11 protein-coding genes and 9 pseudogenes are annotated in these 17,841 nt (G+C 43.1%); 5 read left to right on the forward strand and 15 right to left on the reverse strand.

Annotated features, from left to right (window positions below):
* Positions 1 to 114: 114 nt before the first annotated feature.
* Positions 115 to 2,733, forward strand: coding sequence for a hypothetical protein (locus tag ACMAZD_RS10095; protein ID WP_435247136.1), 2,619 nt, complete (start codon positions 115 to 117; stop codon positions 2,731 to 2,733).
* Between the two features lie 298 nt (positions 2,734 to 3,031).
* Here ACMAZD_RS10095 and ACMAZD_RS10100 read toward each other — a convergent pair.
* Positions 3,032 to 3,388, reverse strand: a pseudogene (locus ACMAZD_RS10100) (transposase); the annotation flags it as partial.
* A gap of 10 nt (positions 3,389 to 3,398) precedes the next feature.
* On the opposite strand from ACMAZD_RS10100, the pseudogene ACMAZD_RS10105 reads away from it, so the two are divergent.
* Positions 3,399 to 3,662 (forward strand): annotated as a pseudogene (locus ACMAZD_RS10105) (group II intron reverse transcriptase/maturase); the annotation flags it as partial.
* 245 nt (positions 3,663 to 3,907) lie between these two features.
* Here the strand turns inward: ACMAZD_RS10105 and ACMAZD_RS10110 are convergent.
* Positions 3,908 to 4,189 (reverse strand): hypothetical protein, encoded by a 282-nt coding sequence (locus tag ACMAZD_RS10110; RefSeq protein ID WP_099165482.1) that lies wholly within the window; start codon positions 4,187 to 4,189, stop codon positions 3,908 to 3,910.
* 156 nt (positions 4,190 to 4,345) lie between these two features.
* Positions 4,346 to 4,666: pseudogene (locus tag ACMAZD_RS10115) on the reverse strand (GNAT family N-acetyltransferase); the annotation flags it as partial.
* 81 nt (positions 4,667 to 4,747) lie between these two features.
* Between ACMAZD_RS10115 and ACMAZD_RS10120 the strand changes: the two are divergent.
* Positions 4,748 to 5,667: pseudogene (locus ACMAZD_RS10120) on the forward strand (IS5 family transposase).
* 40 nt (positions 5,668 to 5,707) lie between these two features.
* On the opposite strand, the pseudogene ACMAZD_RS10125 reads toward ACMAZD_RS10120, so the two are convergent.
* The 3 genes and pseudogenes from ACMAZD_RS10125 to panB all read right to left on the reverse strand — a co-directional run.
* Positions 5,708 to 5,896 (reverse strand): annotated as a pseudogene (locus ACMAZD_RS10125) (MBL fold metallo-hydrolase); the annotation flags it as partial.
* A 55-nt stretch (positions 5,897 to 5,951) separates the two neighbouring features.
* Positions 5,952 to 6,842 carry a hypothetical protein gene (locus tag ACMAZD_RS10130; protein WP_435247137.1) on the reverse strand — a complete coding sequence of 297 codons (891 nt, stop codon included), beginning with the start codon at positions 6,840 to 6,842 and terminating at the stop codon, positions 5,952 to 5,954.
* Positions 6,843 to 6,984: 142 nt separating this feature from the next.
* Positions 6,985 to 7,749, reverse strand: a complete 765-nt coding sequence (gene panB / locus ACMAZD_RS10135; protein ID WP_435247138.1) for a 3-methyl-2-oxobutanoate hydroxymethyltransferase — start codon at positions 7,747 to 7,749, stop codon at positions 6,985 to 6,987.
* Between the two features lie 458 nt (positions 7,750 to 8,207).
* Here panB and ACMAZD_RS10140 point away from each other — a divergent pair, with 458 nt between their 5' ends.
* Entirely contained in the window at positions 8,208 to 10,031 is a 1,824-nt protein-coding gene (locus tag ACMAZD_RS10140) for a M4 family metallopeptidase (protein ID WP_435247139.1), read from the forward strand.
* A gap of 587 nt (positions 10,032 to 10,618) precedes the next feature.
* Here the strand turns inward: ACMAZD_RS10140 and ACMAZD_RS10145 are convergent.
* The 7 genes and pseudogenes from ACMAZD_RS10145 to ACMAZD_RS10175 form a co-directional block, all read right to left on the reverse strand.
* Positions 10,619 to 11,017, reverse strand: a complete 399-nt coding sequence (locus ACMAZD_RS10145) for a MaoC family dehydratase (RefSeq protein ID WP_435247140.1) — start codon at positions 11,015 to 11,017, stop codon at positions 10,619 to 10,621.
* A complete protein-coding gene (phaC, locus tag ACMAZD_RS10150; protein WP_435247141.1) occupies positions 11,017 to 12,768 on the reverse strand; it encodes a class I poly(R)-hydroxyalkanoic acid synthase in 1,752 nt (583 codons plus the stop codon). Before phaC ends, ACMAZD_RS10145 begins: the two co-directional genes overlap by 1 nt.
* A 73-nt stretch (positions 12,769 to 12,841) precedes the next feature.
* The gene (locus ACMAZD_RS10155; RefSeq protein WP_435247142.1) at positions 12,842 to 13,192 is read right to left on the reverse strand and encodes a phasin family protein; all 351 of its coding nucleotides are present in this window, start codon (positions 13,190 to 13,192) and stop codon (positions 12,842 to 12,844) included.
* A gap of 310 nt (positions 13,193 to 13,502) precedes the next feature.
* Positions 13,503 to 13,694, reverse strand: a pseudogene (locus tag ACMAZD_RS10160) (dihydromonapterin reductase); the annotation flags it as partial.
* A gap of 32 nt (positions 13,695 to 13,726) precedes the next feature.
* A pseudogene (folX, locus tag ACMAZD_RS10165) lies at positions 13,727 to 13,846 on the reverse strand (dihydroneopterin triphosphate 2'-epimerase); the annotation flags it as partial.
* A gap of 146 nt (positions 13,847 to 13,992) precedes the next feature.
* Positions 13,993 to 15,062: pseudogene (locus tag ACMAZD_RS10170) on the reverse strand (efflux RND transporter permease subunit); the annotation flags it as partial.
* A 49-nt stretch (positions 15,063 to 15,111) separates the two neighbouring features.
* Positions 15,112 to 15,279: pseudogene (locus ACMAZD_RS10175) on the reverse strand (transposase family protein); the annotation flags it as partial.
* A 349-nt stretch (positions 15,280 to 15,628) separates the two neighbouring features.
* Between ACMAZD_RS10175 and ACMAZD_RS10180 the strand changes: the two are divergent.
* Positions 15,629 to 16,837, forward strand: a complete 1,209-nt coding sequence (locus ACMAZD_RS10180) for a DUF3103 domain-containing protein (protein WP_435247143.1) — start codon at positions 15,629 to 15,631, stop codon at positions 16,835 to 16,837.
* Between the two features lie 92 nt (positions 16,838 to 16,929).
* On the opposite strand, the gene ACMAZD_RS10185 is transcribed toward ACMAZD_RS10180, so the two are convergent.
* Together ACMAZD_RS10185 and ACMAZD_RS10190 are read right to left on the reverse strand one after the other, a co-directional pair.
* Entirely contained in the window at positions 16,930 to 17,247 is a 318-nt protein-coding gene (locus ACMAZD_RS10185) for a Dabb family protein (RefSeq protein WP_435247144.1), read from the reverse strand.
* 214 nt (positions 17,248 to 17,461) lie between these two features.
* On the reverse strand, positions 17,462 to 17,701 hold the full coding sequence (locus tag ACMAZD_RS10190; protein ID WP_435247145.1) for a hypothetical protein: 240 nt from the start codon (positions 17,699 to 17,701) through the stop codon (positions 17,462 to 17,464).
* Positions 17,702 to 17,841: the final 140 nt, after the last annotated feature.

A 17,841-nucleotide genomic window follows, 5' to 3' on the forward strand; every position in this document is an offset into this window, starting at 1 on the left:
TGCCGATCATATAATCAGCTCAAAAGACAACAAAACAATTGATAATAAAAATGATAATAAATATCATAGACATTTATTAGTTTTATCATAAACATTGAGTTATTCGGAGTATCAATGATTGGAAAATCGTTCAAATTAGTAGGAGTCTCACTCGCTTCCACACTTATGGCTGCTTGCGGGGGAGCGGAGTCTGACCCCAAAATTAATCAATCTCAATCTCAACCTCAGTCCCAATCGATATCGGGTATTGCATTAGATGGTTATTTGCACAAAGCCAAGGTCTGTTTAGACAAAAATAACAATGCGATGTGTGATTCTGCCGATGGAGACATTGCGACAACTGACGCCAAAGGACAATTCCAACTTGATGTCGACGACGATATGGCTCAATACAAAGTGCTGGTTGAAGCCGTAGCAGGCATCACCGTAGATATGGACTCCCCTAACCAAGCCATTGAATCTGGGTTTACCTTAGAAGTACCAAGTAACAAATCGGACGTAGTGAGCCCAGTGACCTCACTGATTGCCAGTGTGTCAAAGTCCAGCGGTATCAGTTTCGATGACGCAACTGAGCTTGTTGCTAACGACCTAGGGATCGACAAAAGCCTAGCATTGGGTGATTACTCTGCATCAAATTCGGTAAAAGGCCGTGAAGTGCACATGTTTGCGCGCGGTGTGACTCGCGCACTGCAAGAAGCCCAAAGAGCTTCAGTAGACGCAGGTATCGACCAAGTTAACGCCCGTAAAGGCACTATGCTCAAATTAGCTGAGCTTGATTTGAAAACGTTAAAAAAAGAGACCGATAAGATCCCTCATGACGTCACTGTAACAGAGGACGCACTAAAACAAATCGGCAACGATTTCTATAATCATATTAAAGTGTCTAATAAAGATATCGGCTCCAACGGATTCGTCGTTAAACCACCGACACCAAAGTCACCTAAAGGTGGCTCAGTCAATGATGCATCAGACACTTTTGACTGGGAATTGGTGCGAGGCTTTAAGCAGCTTAGCGATTACGAGTATTCGTTGGATTCAGGTCAAACCTGGGAAACAGTAATAAATAAACCATTGAATGTCGGAAAAGAGGCGCTAGAGAAAGGTACTGTGCAAATTCGAGTGGCCGCCTCTAAAGAACGTAATCTACCAGCAGGTTCAGCCCTCGTTTCAGAAAAACCGTATACTCTAACACCTGTCCCAGCTTCGCCGAGCTCGGTAACGGCAGACAACGCAACCAACCAATTTGATTGGGCGCTTGTCGAATCATTTCAGACTCCTGAGTTATACGAGTATTCATTAGATAATGGGCAATCTTGGCAGCCAGTAACAGAAAAACCGCAGCAAATTGATGACATATATATCCCAAAAGGACACCTAAAGATTCGCATTGCGGAAAATGAGGCTCTAGGTCATCTAGCGGGATTAATTGCAGCTTCAGATCAACCGATGACAGTGACCCCTGGTAAACCCGAAGCGCCAACTTCTCTTTCTGCAGATGACACTACGAACGATCTAACATGGGATTATGTTGACGGATATGAAGATCCCTCGTTCTATGAAATAGACTTAGGTAAGGGGTGGGTCGATGTAAACGGCTTGCCGCATAATGTCGGCAACATAGACCTACCTGAAACCAAAATATTGATTCGAGTAAAATCAAGTGATTTAGATGGACGCCCTGCTGGTGACCAATCGGATATTAATTTTACTTTTACTCTCTCTGAAACGCAACCTAAGGCGCCTACTACACCAAAAGTCGACGATATTGACGATACATTCGGATGGACAGAGGTTACCAAGTTTCCTGGTATCGAATTCTACGAATATTCCATAGATAGTGGACGTAATTTCACTGATACCACCCAGAATCCACAACCAATCCCAGAAGATGCGTATGCAAAAGGTGAAGTCTGCGTAAGAGTAAAAGCTAGCTCGTCTCCTCAAAGATATGCGGGTGAAAAGTTATGCTCAGATAAACCCTATACAGAAACGCCAAGTGCACCTGATGCACCAACTCAACCTATATCTGATGATGATAAGAATACATTTGATTGGACATTCGTTTCAGGATTCGACAGCAAAGACGATTATGAAATTCAAATTGAATCATCTGGTAGTTGGGAGTCGGTGACAAGCAAGCCCTATCAATTAGAAGAAAAAAATTACTCCATAGGTTCGATCGTCGTTCGAGTTAAGGAGAATCTCCTCACTGGCCGACCTGCGGGCATCGAATTAACCAATGATCAGCCATTTACTGTTAAGAAAATAACGGCAACGTGTACCGTTTTAGGCTTAACCACAGCTGAGGCGTGTATTGATATCTTGGACAGAGACGGTAAGTTATTTACCAACTCACCATCAGATAAATATTTAAATAGCATTAGTTACAACAACAAAACGATGGGTGTCGGTCTAGAGCATGGATTTTCTGGGCCTAAGGGTTCTTTTACCCTTTTCAACCAGAGTCAGGCAAAGGCACTATGCGAGACCTACAACGCCAATAATCTTAACGGCCGATCTAACTGGCGATTAACTACATTGGATGAGTTAAATTTTGTGCGATACGACGAAAGCGATATTCCGTTTAAATCTCTCGGTTGGCCAGCCATTTTTGCATACTGGTCGACGACAATAGATGAAGGTCTTTACATGGCTCTTCATCTTTTCTATGGCCGTGAGACAAATGAATTAAATATCGATGAAGGTTACGCATCCTGCGTCTCGGAGCCTTAACGGCATAGACTTAGAGTTTTAATGTTGAATTGCCAGAGTAACATCTGGCAATTATTGGGAAGAACATGTTTGCATGCCTTAAGAACGTATAGCGTAAGCGTCTGCGACCGACTCATTGTCTTTCTAATATCTACGCAGATACCGCCAACTAAGCCGGTATCTGTCATTCTGAACGCTATTCAGGGAGGGTGGACTATTCCGTTTTGCTATGTTCCAAGGTAGAAGATGACCAGGCTTTGTTGCGTAATTCGGACAGAAAACCAAACAGCCCGGAATTGAGCAATTACCAAACAACACACTAAGTTTCAGGTATACCAAGCCCTGTAAGCTTGTTCAGCGCTTTAATCATGGTGTAGGTTTCGCCAACTTGAGCATTGTAGTTTCTCAGACTTAACCTCCCACCTAGCAACTGCTTCACGCGATACATGGCTGTTTCAGAGAGCGAACGCTTGTGATAACCATAACGCTTTTTCCACTTCTTGTTGGATCCGTAGAGCTTCTGAGAACCTACTGCTAAATTGCGAGGGTGCCCTTGCTCCCAGAATGCAGCTCCTTCTCGTGGCGGGATAAGCGGAACAGCTCGCTTTATCCGTATCGCATCATGGCAACTTCTTGTGTCATAAGCGCCACCACCTGATATCTCAATGATTTTGCGAAATTATAAACCAACAAAGTCTAAAACTTGGATTGCCCTAAAGTACTTCATCAACCGAAAAGGCCAATGGCAGTTTCACGGTTGGCAGAAGATCATGGATATGGATTGCCAGTTCAATCTCTTCCAAATAGCCAAAGTGCCAATAGAAAGGCATGTGAAAATCCGAAGTGCAGCGACACCCTTTGACCCTCTTTACCAAGAATACTTCGTAAAGAGAAAATCAAAAAGGCTAGCTCGTAACTATTGGAACGAACCTGCTTCGACTGTTTTATAAGTTGCTGGGTATCAAACGATGTCTTCGTGGAGGCTTGAGCCTAGTGCAGTGAAAGTTGCACGCTGGGTTCTTAGGGAGACGGCACTTGGTAACAAATGTCGTCCACCCGACAAGATTAGGTAAGCTGAAGTTTCACAAACTCGAAGAGAGATAGAAACAGCTTAAAGGGTATTACCTTAAGATCTAGGCAGCATTGCCGCCTAGTTTAAACCATCACATCATCAGCCAGCGCTGCTAAACAAAAACTAAAGAACCGCGACGCCTTCAATCTCGATCACTGAGTTAGCGTTTGCTCTCTCGATTATTTTTAATAAGGTTGTTTGAATGAGCTCATTGTCTCTGATTTCAGTTTCACATGAGAAGCGCTCTTCTTGGACACTATCGCCCTCGCCTAGCGTGAATTGAACAGCCACTTCAGTTGCGCACTCTTTAGTCGCTCCGTAGTACGCTAAAGTAATTTTAGGATAACCGTTGAAGCCTTTTTTGACCTGTTTAGCGATACGTTTTTTAGCTTTATCCAAGTTCATACTACTTCCTGTTTAATAGTGTTCCTAAGACCAATATAACGCCCAATTCATTAGTAAACCAACACAAATCTGAACCTCACGTAAAACGCCTTTGCAGTAAAACCATTAAGGATTGCAAATGCCAAGTAATAGGAATCATTTTTCAGAGCTTAGCTTTCAATCTGACTCTAGGTTGAACACCTTTTCTAACCACATCGAACTGATGTACTGCCCGTTTTTCTTTGCGTACTCTTTGAATACGCCGACTTCTCGAAAATCAAAACTCTTATGTAACGCAATCGAAGCATCATTTGGTAACGCGACACCAGATATGGCGCGATGAATGTCGTGAATGCGAATGGATGAAAACAACTGAGAATACAACTTCGAACCTAAGCCTTTACCTGTTGCTTCTTCCGACAGATAAACGGTGACTTCGACAGTATCTTCAAATGCTGACATCGCTCTGTACTGTTGAGAGCACGCGAAACCTAATAACGGCTTTGTTGCGTAATTCAATGGAACTAAATCCAGAGCCTAAGATCTGATCTGCTACGTCCACTATATCTCGTAGCCCTCATGCCTAAACCACGTTACAAAACAACCAACTGGAAGCAATACAACCAATCACTTATTAACCGTGGCTCTTTGACCTTTTGGATTGATGAAGAGGCGATAAGCGGGTGGGAGCAAAGCAAACAAAATAAGTGTGGGAGGCCACGTCGGTTCAGTGATTTAGCTATCACGACAGCGATGATGGTGAAGCGAGTTTTTCTATGCCGCTGAGAGCGCTGCAAGGGTTTATCGACTCGATCTTTAGACTTGCCCATATTCCATTAAGCTGTCCACATTACACTTGCATCAGTCGTAGAGCCAAGCAAGTTAAGGTCTCATTTAAGACTAAAACGAGAGGTGCGATACAACACCTAGCCATTGATGCAACTGGCCTTAAGGTTTATGGCGAAGGTGAATGGAAAGTCAAAAAACATGGGACGGATGGCAAGCGTAGAGTCTGGCGAAAGCTGCATATTGCCGTCGATACAAGCACTCATGAGATCATTGCCGCCGAGCTAAGTTTATCAACGGTTACAGATTGAGAAGTACTTCCGAATTTACTGAAACAAACACGCAGAAGTATCCTTGAGGTGTCTGGTGATGGCGCTTACGACACGAGAGCGTGCTACGCTGCTATTAAGATTAAACGAGCCGTTACGCTTATTCCCCCAAGAGAGGGGGCGGCCTTCTGGGAGCGCGGTCACCCTCGAAATCTCGCCGTGGGTTGTCAGAAGTTATACGGCTCGAATAAGTATTGGAAAGGGCGGTATGGATATCACAAACGTTCACTCTCAGAAACAGCGATGTATCGAGTTAAACAATTGCTAGGAGAGCAACTGAGCTTAAGAAATTACAATGCACAGGTAGGTGAAACTTACGCGAGGATAAAAGCGTTGAACAAGCTTACTGGGTTAGGTATGCCTGAAACTTGTCGTATTGGCTAAGAAATATGCGAAACGGGGTTGCTCTATCCCTAAATTTAATTACGCAACAAAGCCCTTTTGCAGTCTCAACCGCATAAGACGACACCCATCTATCACCAACGTAATAAACGTTATCGAACATTTGGAACGGTTCAACATAGCCGTTTTTAATTGACATTTCCGGTACGTCTTTAGATGCCATTGCACTGGTCGAAACCAATAACAACAAAGCCAAAACCAACTTTATCATTTTACTTCCTAGACTGATAACAACGCATAAGTTAGCTGCAACGTCCTAATTAAATTCACTGTTCTAACAAACAACACTGATACTCTGCGACATATTTTAGCTCTGTAGTATGTGCAGGGAATCGTTCCTGAAGAAAACACAGTGCATCCGCTAGCGTTATCTGGTGTAGATTCGACGTATACCCAAAAACCAATCGGTGGACATTGTCATGGAGCTCATCTGAATTATCCGAGCTTTGACACTGCGCCAGGATAACCTGATCAATCTCATCGTCAGGGTCTTCCAAAGGGCTATTGGCCTGTCGATAGAGATTAAAAAGCATTGCGTCATATTGCTCTTTCGACAGATCTTCCTTACAACGCATTATCCACGTAAGCGTAATAAGGTTATGCCCAAAGAAACCAAACTGTTTTAAGCATGCTCGTAATACGCTATTGAGCTCTACGACTTTACTTGTGCCAGTGCTTCGGTCACCCTCAGAACTTGTCGATGTGACAAATTCAGTAAAGCGGTTGAGGAATGCTGGAACTTGATACGGCTCTAACTCACGGTAAACACGATTCAGCGCCAATAAGATAGTCACATTGTGGGAAAGGTATTCGCTTGTTTGAGAAGCCTGTGCAACGTAATGCGAAAAGATATCTTGAAAGCTCTTGTTCTCATACCACTGCATTAAAGCAGCATACGCCGCTGGGTATACCCCGTTTCCCAATATCCTTTGAATACGAAAATCCGTAAACTTGGGTGCTTGTAGCGTTGCGGAGCACTCACCTAACACTTCAATCTCAGTTTGGTCTATCAACTCACTCGTTTTAAGCCACGCATTGTCAGATTTAGCGAAATACCCATTTAGATAACTCGCAGCCAAATAAGCTTTTAAAGAATGAGGTTGATGGATGCTGGCACTGCTATAAAGTGCCTTTTCTAATAGTTGGTCGCTTGTCATGTTTCCTCCGTGAAACTGACGTTTGGTAAGAGAATCAAAACAGCTCAACACCAAACGTCCAAATACACATCATATGCTTATCGTGATGCACGTAAAAATGCCATGCATTACGATTCAATCTAGAGCACTTTGTCTTGGTGGCCTATTTGCTCAGGTTGTTCGGAAATACGTTCGTTTTTACTTCCGTAGCAAACTCATTTGCTGCGTCAAAAATAGTTTGACTGCAATGGGCATACTGTTTTGAAAACGGAGGCCATCGGTTACCAAGTCCGAGCGCATCATTGATGACTAATACTTGCCCGTCACAATCGGCACCAGCGCCAATCCCAATCGTAGGAATGCTTATCTCTTGAGTGATCGATTCGCCAAGTGAAGAAGGTATGTGCTCAAGCACCAACATAAACGCACCCGCTTCTTGAATCGCTTTTGCTTCCTCGCTAACGGTTTGAGCATCTTCAGCAGATTGCCCTACTTTCTTGAAATTTGTTGCCGTTTGCGGAGTTAACCCCGTGTGGCCAACAACTGGAATATTGTTTGCGACAAGGTGAGCAATAACATCGAGTTTCGCGCCTTCCAGCTTTATGCTGTCGGCACCTGCCTGCATCAGCCTTTTAGCATTAACTAACGCTACTTCAGGAGATCGGTCGGTTAAGTATGGGAGGTCACCAATAATGTGAGTATTTGGAGCACCTCGACGCACTGCCCCTACATGATATTCCATGTGCTCAATGGTCACATCTCTCGTACTGCTAAAGCCCATTTCAACCATGCCGACAGTATCACCAACGAGAATAATAGGTATCTCAGCAGATTCGATACTTGCAGCCACAGGGAATGTATAAGCGGTCAACATAGGAATACGTTGTTTCCCTTTCATTTCCACAAAAGAACTTGGAGTGTATTTCATGTTCTTGCTCTCATAAAATCATACGTTATTAAAGCACTGATACTATTAGTTCTACTTAAACTATGGAAGTGAAAATATGGTGTTGGCCAGACGCCCCAAAATTATGTTCTAAGAGTTCTGTTATTTATTCATTTATAATTAAGCTAAAACAGGGAAAATATCAAGTTAGCTTAGATACTTTCACTCTATAAATTAAAACAAAGCGGATTTTAATAACTCCCGACCCTTCATACATTTACGATAAATAATAAAACTGTATTTTATAAAAAATTTGATCAATAAAAATTTTTGTAAACTTTGAATTACATACTTTAAAAATAAATCTCCCTGATAAACTTGTCATAACTCTAAATGCTCTACCAATCTTGATTCGCAACACGTGGGACAAGAGTGTTGCATATAGACTTCCTATAAAGCCGTTGGGAAGAAGGAGTTTATATTAAAATCAGGAACGAAAAATGAACCAACAACGTCAACTAAGCTGGAAAATAGCCGCTATTCTAGGTACGTCTTTTGGCTTCAATGCACACGCTGCAGAAATGGTCAGAGTCGATGAAGATGCATTACTACAACAAAGCCTCGTCGCTCAGTCGAAGAGTGTTGCCCCGCTAGAATTAGGTTTTTCTGAAGTGAAACGGGTGGTATTGCCCAATGGAAAAACGAAAGTCCGCTATCAACAAACTCACTTAGGTTTACCCGTCTTTGATACTTCGGTCGTGGCCACCCTCTCCAAGAGCCAACCTTCTCAGGTGTTCGGTTACATGGCACAAGGGATCAGTGGTGACCTTTCCAGCATCGCGCCAACACTGAATCGAGAACAAGCGATTGAAGCTGCAATATCCTCTCATCGCACGTTTACCGTCGGTAAAAAGTCGATTGAAAATAAAAACGCGAAACTGATGGTGAGATTGGATGAGAACCAAGTCGCCCAAGTGGTGTATCTGGTCGATTTCTTTATCGCGTCCTCTACGCCAGAGCGACCTTTCTACTTTATTAATGCTACGACTGGTGATGTGATCCAAAAATGGAATGGGCTAAACCACGCTAAAGCATTAGGTACTGGCCCAGGTGGCAACCTCAAAACCACTCGATATGAATATGGCAGTGACTTCCCTAGCTTTCCCATCGACAAAACAGGCACAACTTGTAAGTTAGAAAATGAATCAGTTAAGACCGTCGATTTGAGGAACGGAACGTCTGGCAGCGCAGCCTACCGCTACAACTGTGCTGACGGAACCAACTACACCGATCATAAGTACATTAACGGGGCTTACTCGCCTCTTAACGATGCGCACTACTTCGGTAATGTTGTGTTTGATATGTACAAAGAGTGGATGAATACGTCGCCTTTGACTTTCCAGTTGACGATGCGAGTTCACTACAGCACGGATTATGAAAATGCCTTCTGGAATGGTACATCAATGACTTTTGGAGATGGCAAAAATACCTTTTATCCATTAGTCGATATTAACGTGAGTGCTCACGAAGTCAGCCACGGGTTCACAGAGCAAAACTCCGGTCTTGTGTACCGAAATATGTCGGGTGGTATGAATGAAGCCTTCTCAGATATTGCGGGCGAAGCGGCTGAATACTACTTGCGTGGCAATGTGGATTGGGTGGTCGGTAGCGACATATTCAAGTCTGAAGGTGGCTTGCGTTACTTTGATCAACCTTCAAAAGATGGCCGCTCGATTGATCACGCCTCTCAATACTACGATGGTTTGAACGTTCACTTGTCTAGCGGTGTTTACAACCGCGCCTTTTACCTTTTAGCGAACAAATCGGGTTGGAATGTACGTAAGGGCTTTGAAATATTCACAGTCGCAAACCAACTGTATTGGACGGCAAACAGTACCTTTGATGCCGGTGCTTGTGGCGTAGCGAAAGCCGCAGCAGACATGGGCTATGTGGTTGCCGATGTTGAAGATGCTTTTAATACAGTAGGCGTTAATGCAAGCTGTGGTGTAACGCCTCCAACTGGCAATGTACTGACGAAAGGTACACCGATTGCGAACCTAAGCGGGAATCAATCTTCAGAGAGCTTCTACACGTTCACTGTTGATTCGGCATCCAGCGTGACGGTTTCAATGTCTGGCGGTTCTGGTGATGCAGACCTTTACGTGAAATCGGGAAGTAAGCCAACAGCCTCTAGCTACGACTGTCGCCCTTATCGTGTTGGAAACAACGAGCAGTGCAGTGTGAGTGCGCAACCGGGCGTGACTTATCATGTGTTACTGCGCGGATACACCAATTACTCTAGAGTGACTCTGCGCCTAGATTAAGACTACACACCTCGATTGCTGATACATAGCTCATTGCTCATAGGCTAATAATATGAAAACCTCCGATTATGCTAAGTGTAAACGGAGGTTTTATTTTGGGTCTTTTGTTTATTAAGATTCGGGTGGCACAGACATTAGATCATCAATCACCGGCCTCAATGCAGCACTTCGGCCAACTTAGCTTGGCACGGATTACAGAGTCCTATGAAAAGCACTACTTGAATGCTAAAAAAAATTAAGTAGGGAATTCCCTAAGATGACAAGCTCAAGCAGTCGTATCTCAAACATATTCTTTATTCAATAAACTAGGTAGATCCGAAGGAGATTTATTTTCTGGACAAGGGCGTTTTAGTGCCAAAGCACCAAAACGCACATTAGGGTTAGATTCTTCTTTGAGGAAACCGAATTGTACATCCGCTAAAATCTCAAGCGCTTTGGTTTTTTAGTAAAAGTCGAGATGAATAAAACCAGCTAACGCAACTACTTAATGTTGATTTGTTAATTTATCGATAGATGCCGTTAAGCAAATATCGGGTAGCGTACTCTCTATAGGCAACTAATATTACTTTAATTTTGAAGTTCTACGATTAAACGGAGTACATGACTGTCGCTTCACCATCGACGGCGACTTCACTTTTCGCGTTCAATACTTGAGTAGATATCACAGCGATAGGTTTGTCGTCGCGTACGCTAGTCACTTCCACTTTGGCAGTGACAGTTTCGCCAACAAAAATAGGTCGAACAAACTTCAAGGATTGTCCCAAGTAAATGCTGCCTGCGCCCGGTACTTTGGACGCTAGCAGACCGGAAATAAGGCTCGAGGCCAGCATACCATGTACAATTGGACTCTCGAATTGCGTGGTTTTAGCGAAATCTTCATCTAAATGGATTGGGTTGTAGTCTTCCGAAACGCTGGCAAACGCTTCTACGGTTTTCTTATCTAACGTCTTTTCTATGGTGGCAATTTGGCCGATTTCTGGCTTCATTATGCGGACTCCATTTCATTTTCTTTTGCGATGACATCTTGAATACGGTGCTTCACGTATTCACCTGGCGCATCCAGTTCCCCGTCCAACTCACGAGCTTTAATCATTTCTGAGAAATTACGCTCATCAACCCAGTTTTGCCAATGTGACCACCAAGAGCCATGGTGTTTGTTGGCACTGGAAAGCCACTGAGATGATGCTTGGTCGTTATTATCATTTGTCCAAAAGCCATATTTATTGGAATCTGCGTGGTTCATCGGCCCTGCAATATGACCGCTTTCGGTAAGTACAAATTTATTGTCTCCACCCAGCAGTTTTGTGCCTTCAAAGTTGCCGTCCCAAAGCGCGATATGGTCATCAATAGCAGAGAGAAAATAAGCTGGAGATTTTACTTTACCCAAATCAATCGCCACACCATCTATCACCAATTCGCCTTTAGCGAGTCGATTCTCAAGATAGCACTGACGTAATAGCTGGTTATGGGTCGCTGCAGTCACGTTGGTGTTGTCACAGTTCCAATAAAGGAGGTCAAATGCCATTGGGCTCTCCCCTTTCAGATAGTTGGAGATGTAGTAATTCCAATACAGGCTGTTTTCACGAAGCAGGCTAAATGACACGGCCATTTGGCGACCATCCATGTAACCACGTTGGTTGTTTTGCGCTTCGATGCTGCTAATGATCTGGTCATTGATGAAGACCCCTAACTCACCTGGCTTTTTGAAGTCTAGGATTGTTGTAAGCAGAGTGACCGATTTAATTCTCTGTTTACGGCGTTTACCAGAAAGGTAAGCCATGGCTGCGGCTAAGGTGGTGCCACCGATGCAGTAACCAATACCGTTAACTTCTCGCTCTCCTGTGACACTTTCAATGGCATCAAGCGCAGGTAATACACCGTGAGTCACATAGTTGCCAAAATCGACGTCTCGCATTTTAGCGTTAGGGTTCACCCAAGAGATCATAAACACCGTGTGACCTTGGCTTACCAACCACTTCACGTAGGAGGTCTCTGGATTGACATCCATAATGTAAAATTTGTTTACGAACGGCGGTACGATCAGCATCGGACGTTTATAGACTTGCTCTGTAGTCGGCTTGTATTGAATCAGCTCGAACATTTCATTTTGAAAGACGATTTTTCCGGGCGTTGAGGCAATATTCTCGCCCAAGGAGAACTGGTTCTTATCCGTCATTCGAATATTGAGTATATCGGCACTTTGCTCTAGGTCCTGACGGAATTGCTTCATCCCTTGGATCAGGTTTTCACCCTTGCTTTCCATGGTCAGCTTGAGTATCTCTGGGTTGGTCGAAACAAAGTTGCTTGGTGACATAGCATTCAGATACTGCCGAGTGAAAAATGAAAGTCGAGCTTTAGTCTCGTCGTCCAGCCCATCTGCGCTCTCAACTGATTGTTGAATGTTGTCACAAGCAAGTTTGTAGCTCCCTTTGATGTAACGATACAGCGGCGTGTCATTCCATGAGGAATCACGGAAACGACGATCGGTCTCTTTGGTTTGCTCTTGAGTGCCGAGGATACAATCGTTAAGTAAATTTACTTGCTGCGCCCACCAATTCATCTGTTGCTCGACTATATTGGTTGGGTTTTGGATCATCGAGCCCGACCACTTCGTAAAATCTTCCGATTGGATATTCATCAATGTAGATCGTGTTGGCTGACCTAGATTGTCCATCCACGCTTGTCCGTATTCGGACATGAGGTTCATCATACCTTCAAGGGGCGATTTATTTTCCATTCTGACATCCTTGTTAGAAGTGACGCTGAGAGATGGCGATGCTAGACGTTACGCTCCGCCATCAAACGATAAACTACGCACTTTTCGCAGTCTTTACCGCAGAAGCTGTAAGCTCGTCAGCGGCAGATTTAAAATCTTGACCAAGTTGGGTCAGCTTCTGACTATCTTCCATAAGTTGCTGTGAGATCTTACTCGCCACTTCCATCTGTTTTGAACCATAAGCCTGAATATCTTGTGGCTGCTTTAACGATGCTAAACTCTGCAAAGACTCATTGCCTAGTGCGCTGTAAGCCTGCAGGCTATCAAGCTGCATCTTGGTTAGTGTCTCTATGTTTTTAGTCACTAGCTGATTGAAGTTGTAGAACGGATTGGTTACAGACTCTAGCTGTGATGTAAAAGCCTTAAATGTTTCCTGATTAGACATAATTTCATTCCTTGTACTGAGCAGATCGAAGAAGTAAATGTGCGCTTCCAATACGAATTTTGTTTAATATCGTTGCGCAACAATGAACATATTGATCAAGTTCAAAGTGAAAGTCATCCCGTTAAATGCTCGGAAAATGGTTCCATAAATCAATCAATTTAAACATTTGTTTGAATTTTCTGATCGGATGCTCCTTCCCCTAAATGGGTAGGGGGGTTTCAAAGCGAAGCGAACATGAGCTCCGTTTAATACAGCTCACTGGATGCAGGAAATGAATTAACAAAAATGTGATAGTAGTCACATTGGGAAAGAAGCCTTCTACATTGTTTTGCTGATAAAAGTCGACTTTCTGTAAGTCAGCTCCCTTATCACGCAACTGTTGTAATTGAGGGTACTCGCTGCAGAAGGTACCAATCACTTGGTACCCGTTAGCCAAAAGTTGCTGAGCCAATACTAACTCCAGTAGCGTCCCTACTCCAGTTATCAGAATCGCCTCACTCATCGTAAAAACTCAGCTCTAGTTTGAGGATTGGTTTTGTAGTTGAGGGCATTGTCTACGTCATCAGAGAGGCAAAGATTGTTATCTGGATAATGGATCTCCGCGTTTATAACGATGTCTTGCTGCTTAGTCTTCTCTTCTTCATTAAAGCCTATGCCTGTCTAATATTTTTCATGCTTTCGTAGTTGAGACCACTTTATGCCAGATGTAAATGAGCCCCATAATTGTGTACTTCCCCCCTCTCCGATAATTCATAATTCATAATTCTAGCTAACGAGTGGTAAAATGAATGATTAAACCTTCATTTAACAGAGGGGGATAAGCTTATCCAACTAAGTTCACTCCTTGCACTAAATACCTTATTTAGTGCTATTGCGACCAAAAAAAGGGTATATAGACAAGGGATAACGATGAGCACTACAGGCAATGAAAACAAGAGCCCATAACCTAAGGTGAGAGACATAGGCCCTATATAGGCGTCAGTACCGCCAATCCCATAGGCAAGAGGCAATAGACCAACAACAGTGGTAATTGACGTTAACAGTATCGGTCTAAGTCGGCTTGCTGCGGATTTAATCACCGCATCCAACACCTCTGTGTATATTTCGATGTATTTTGCAGTTTCACTTGGGGAGATATCAAGCTTAAGTGTCGTCAATAATATCCCACTTCCAACAAGCGCTATGACAGCAGTTAGCAGTACAGATCTTTTTCAATTTAAACAATCAATTAAGAAAGAGTGGTATTGGTTAAAAACACGGTTGAAGCGCTCTTCTTTTTGCTTTTTCTTCTCTTCTTTCTTTAATGAATTCGCAAGATGAGCAGGCAACGTAAAGGTACATTCAATCAACGAAAACAAAAGCGCCGCGATTACAGTAATTGGGATCACCATAATGGCCTTCCCCATCGTTCCGGGGATTAAGAACATCGGAATGAACACGAGCGCGGTGGTAGTTAAGCTCGCAATAATAGGACGAATGATGCTTTGCACACCTGACTTTGCTGCGTCTAACGGTGCTTTTCCATTTTCACACTCTTGGTAAATACGCTCGGCAACGATAACCGAGTCATCAACAATAATGCCTATCACCAGTAGCATCGCCGCTAGTGTGATGCTATCTAGATTCATACCAAGTACTGGCAGCAACGCCATTACGCCAACTACACAAATGGAATGGAAACAGCAACCCAAAAAGCGACCGCGCGTTTTAAAATCATATTTCATACGATCAAAACAAGAATCAGACCAACACCACCGTTGGTAGTGACAATGGAGAACTTATCGCTCATATCATCCGCGAGGTTCAAAGATATAGGGAAAGAGAATTGACCGTTCAATCTTTCGTTTTCTTTTTCAAGCAACATTTTCAACCATGACAATGCTCTTTAAGTCTTTCTAGCGAGAGAAGTTACCTTCAAGTTCGGTGAGAGTATGTATTGATGACATCCAATTAATGAAGCACTCATGGAACTGTTCGGGTTCAATGGTAGAGATGATACGAGCTATAGTGTCATCAGCAAGGATACCATTCAAAAACAAGTCATTACGCTTAAACCAATCATGATGACCGAGAATATATTCACGTAAGCAGACGCTTCAAATAATTCGGAACTTAAGCTCAATATTTCAATGGTATACAGCTCTCTAAACTATTGGTTCACGATATCGTCACTGCGATTACTCTGGTAATACAAGTGAGTTATACAAAAAACACAGGTAGTTAATAATATTGTAAATTATATATTGACAATTTAATAAAGACAAAAATATCAAGTTTTTATTTAATACATTTTATAACAAACAATAAAACAAGATCTTGCGCTGAAAATTAAAACAAAAAAAATGACTAAGTTTTGAACACATTCATGTTACTGATAGGTTAATCCTTATAGGGCAAATGCTCTATTAATGATAAAAACCAAAATAAGGATTATTTATGAGACCATCTTTTTCTATCAGTATGGTAATTGCAACGACAGTGGTTGGCTTTCAATCCTATGCAAACAACATCGACACAACAAACTCACGCTCTCTTTCGGAGAACTCCTCAGCACAAAAGCGATCTTTGGCGTTGCAAATCAGTGCCCGCTACTCCGACCTTGAGCTCTCTTTAAAAGACCAGATAACAGGAAAGCAGCTGTCTACACCGATTGACAAGCTTAACTCAGCCAAGCCCTACTCCGCGTTTACAAGCAAGATGCAGAAAGCCGATCTTAGCTACCGTAAGATGAAAGGGGTCAACGACTTCAGTGACTCTTTGCTAGAGATTCGTATGGCCGATGAAGCGATGATTGAAGCTTGGAAAAACGGTGAGAGCCCGCTGTTTGCTTTCGAACCATCAGGCGATGATTCAAACTGGCAATACATCGAAGCCTATGATGTGTATGGGCAAGTTCACGAGCTAGACGTGTACCAAACACCAGATGTTCCCGTGTTTGTTATTGATAGTAATGGCGCAGAAGAACTCAAAGCAGGCCTAATGGCGATGCAGGCCGAGATGAACAAGCTGGGTACTGCAACTCAAATCAATGCCAACAGTGATAAAAACAGCGTCCACAAATCTCTAAAACAGCCTTTAAATAACAAAGTTCATCGCTCTATTTCAGAATCTGAACCTGAAGAACTGAACACCACCCAATTGTCTAAGATTCGTTTGGCCATTGATAGAGAACCGTGGATCTCTGGTAAAGCTGAAATCTACGCTATCGTGACCGGTGTTAATGCTAGTCGTTTAGAGCCGCAGATTGACCTCGTTGAGATGCCTTATCTGGACTACGACAAACAAACGTATTACCCAAATCAAACGGTAATCTTCTGGCCGCGTTACCGCTGGGGCGCTGCCGATATGATCTTGATGGAGCACGATGACGGCACCGATTATAAAGCGTTAGCAAAACTGCTAGTTGAAGCCGCTGAAGAAATATTGAAGGTAATTCCTGATCCAGAAGTTCAGGGTTATGCGATCATCCCTCAGATCACAGGCAAGGTTATCGACGTAATTCCTGATGGCGTATTAGTGAATGATGATGACTTCGTGGACGTGTATTACACCTTGATGCAAAACACCCCTTATGTTGACCGTCCTGGTGCTGGCGGCAATGCGGTTGCTTCGTTCACCCCGGTGACAATTTCGCCGACAGAGTAAATCGTTCCTTATTGGTTAGGGCTTAGTCATACAAGCCCTAACTCTTCATTATCAAAGGTGAGTAAAACATAAGAGACATACTGAGAAGCTGATTACAGGAAGTAATCAAACACGATGATGTCATCTAACAAAGGACGAAACACATCTTTCAGCGCATCATGCTCTGGGTGCGGAAGGTAGTTCTGACGGCCAGCTTCATCAGCGAACGTCATTAGCACCGAATGGTTATAACCTTGGTTCTTGTTTTCTGGGCTGTCATTTAGCCCCCACTCGACTGAAGTCACGCCTTCAACCTTACTTGGCATCGCTTCAAACAGTCCTTTCAGTTTCTCTATTTCAGAAACTTCTACCTCTTGTTTAAACTTAATCAGTAAAATATGACGAATCATTCCCGTTTCTTTTCGAATCATTCCTAGTCCTTTTCGAGTCTTCGTTTGCTTGTGTGCCATTCTTAGCCCACACCGAGTCGCAAATTAACGTTAATAGAAAGACAAAATGCCACACGTTACACACCCTGCCAAGGCTAGATAGCTGAATTTATTAAAGACTCCAAATCCCAAACAAAAAAACGCTGCACCCAAGGGCGCAGCATTTTTCATGACAATGGTAAGCACTGTTAGAAAATTAGTCGCGACGACCAGTCAGCTGAATCGCTTGGTCTTGATCAACGCTCGTTTGAAATTTAAATCCACCGACAGCGGCTTCGTTTCTTCCTTTCAGTGTTAAATCAGACTCAACGCGCTCTACGTTAACTTGATTATGATTACTCATCGTCATATCGATGGTACCAGTGTAAGAACCATCTGCAGCAAAAGCTGTATTCATTGAAATAGCCATTAAGCCTAGTGCGATTAACTTGTTCATACATCACCTCGTTCTATTTTTATACTGTATTGTTTTGTTGAGATTACTTTAGCGCTCAAGTGATAGCGACACGAGGAAAAGCAGGATTTACCAAACGGAAAATCAAAGGGATTAGAGAATTCTGACTTAGTGCTGTCTTA

This window comes from Vibrio sp. nBUS_14, from assembly GCF_051201655.1.
GTDB lineage: Bacteria > Pseudomonadota > Gammaproteobacteria > Enterobacterales > Vibrionaceae > Vibrio.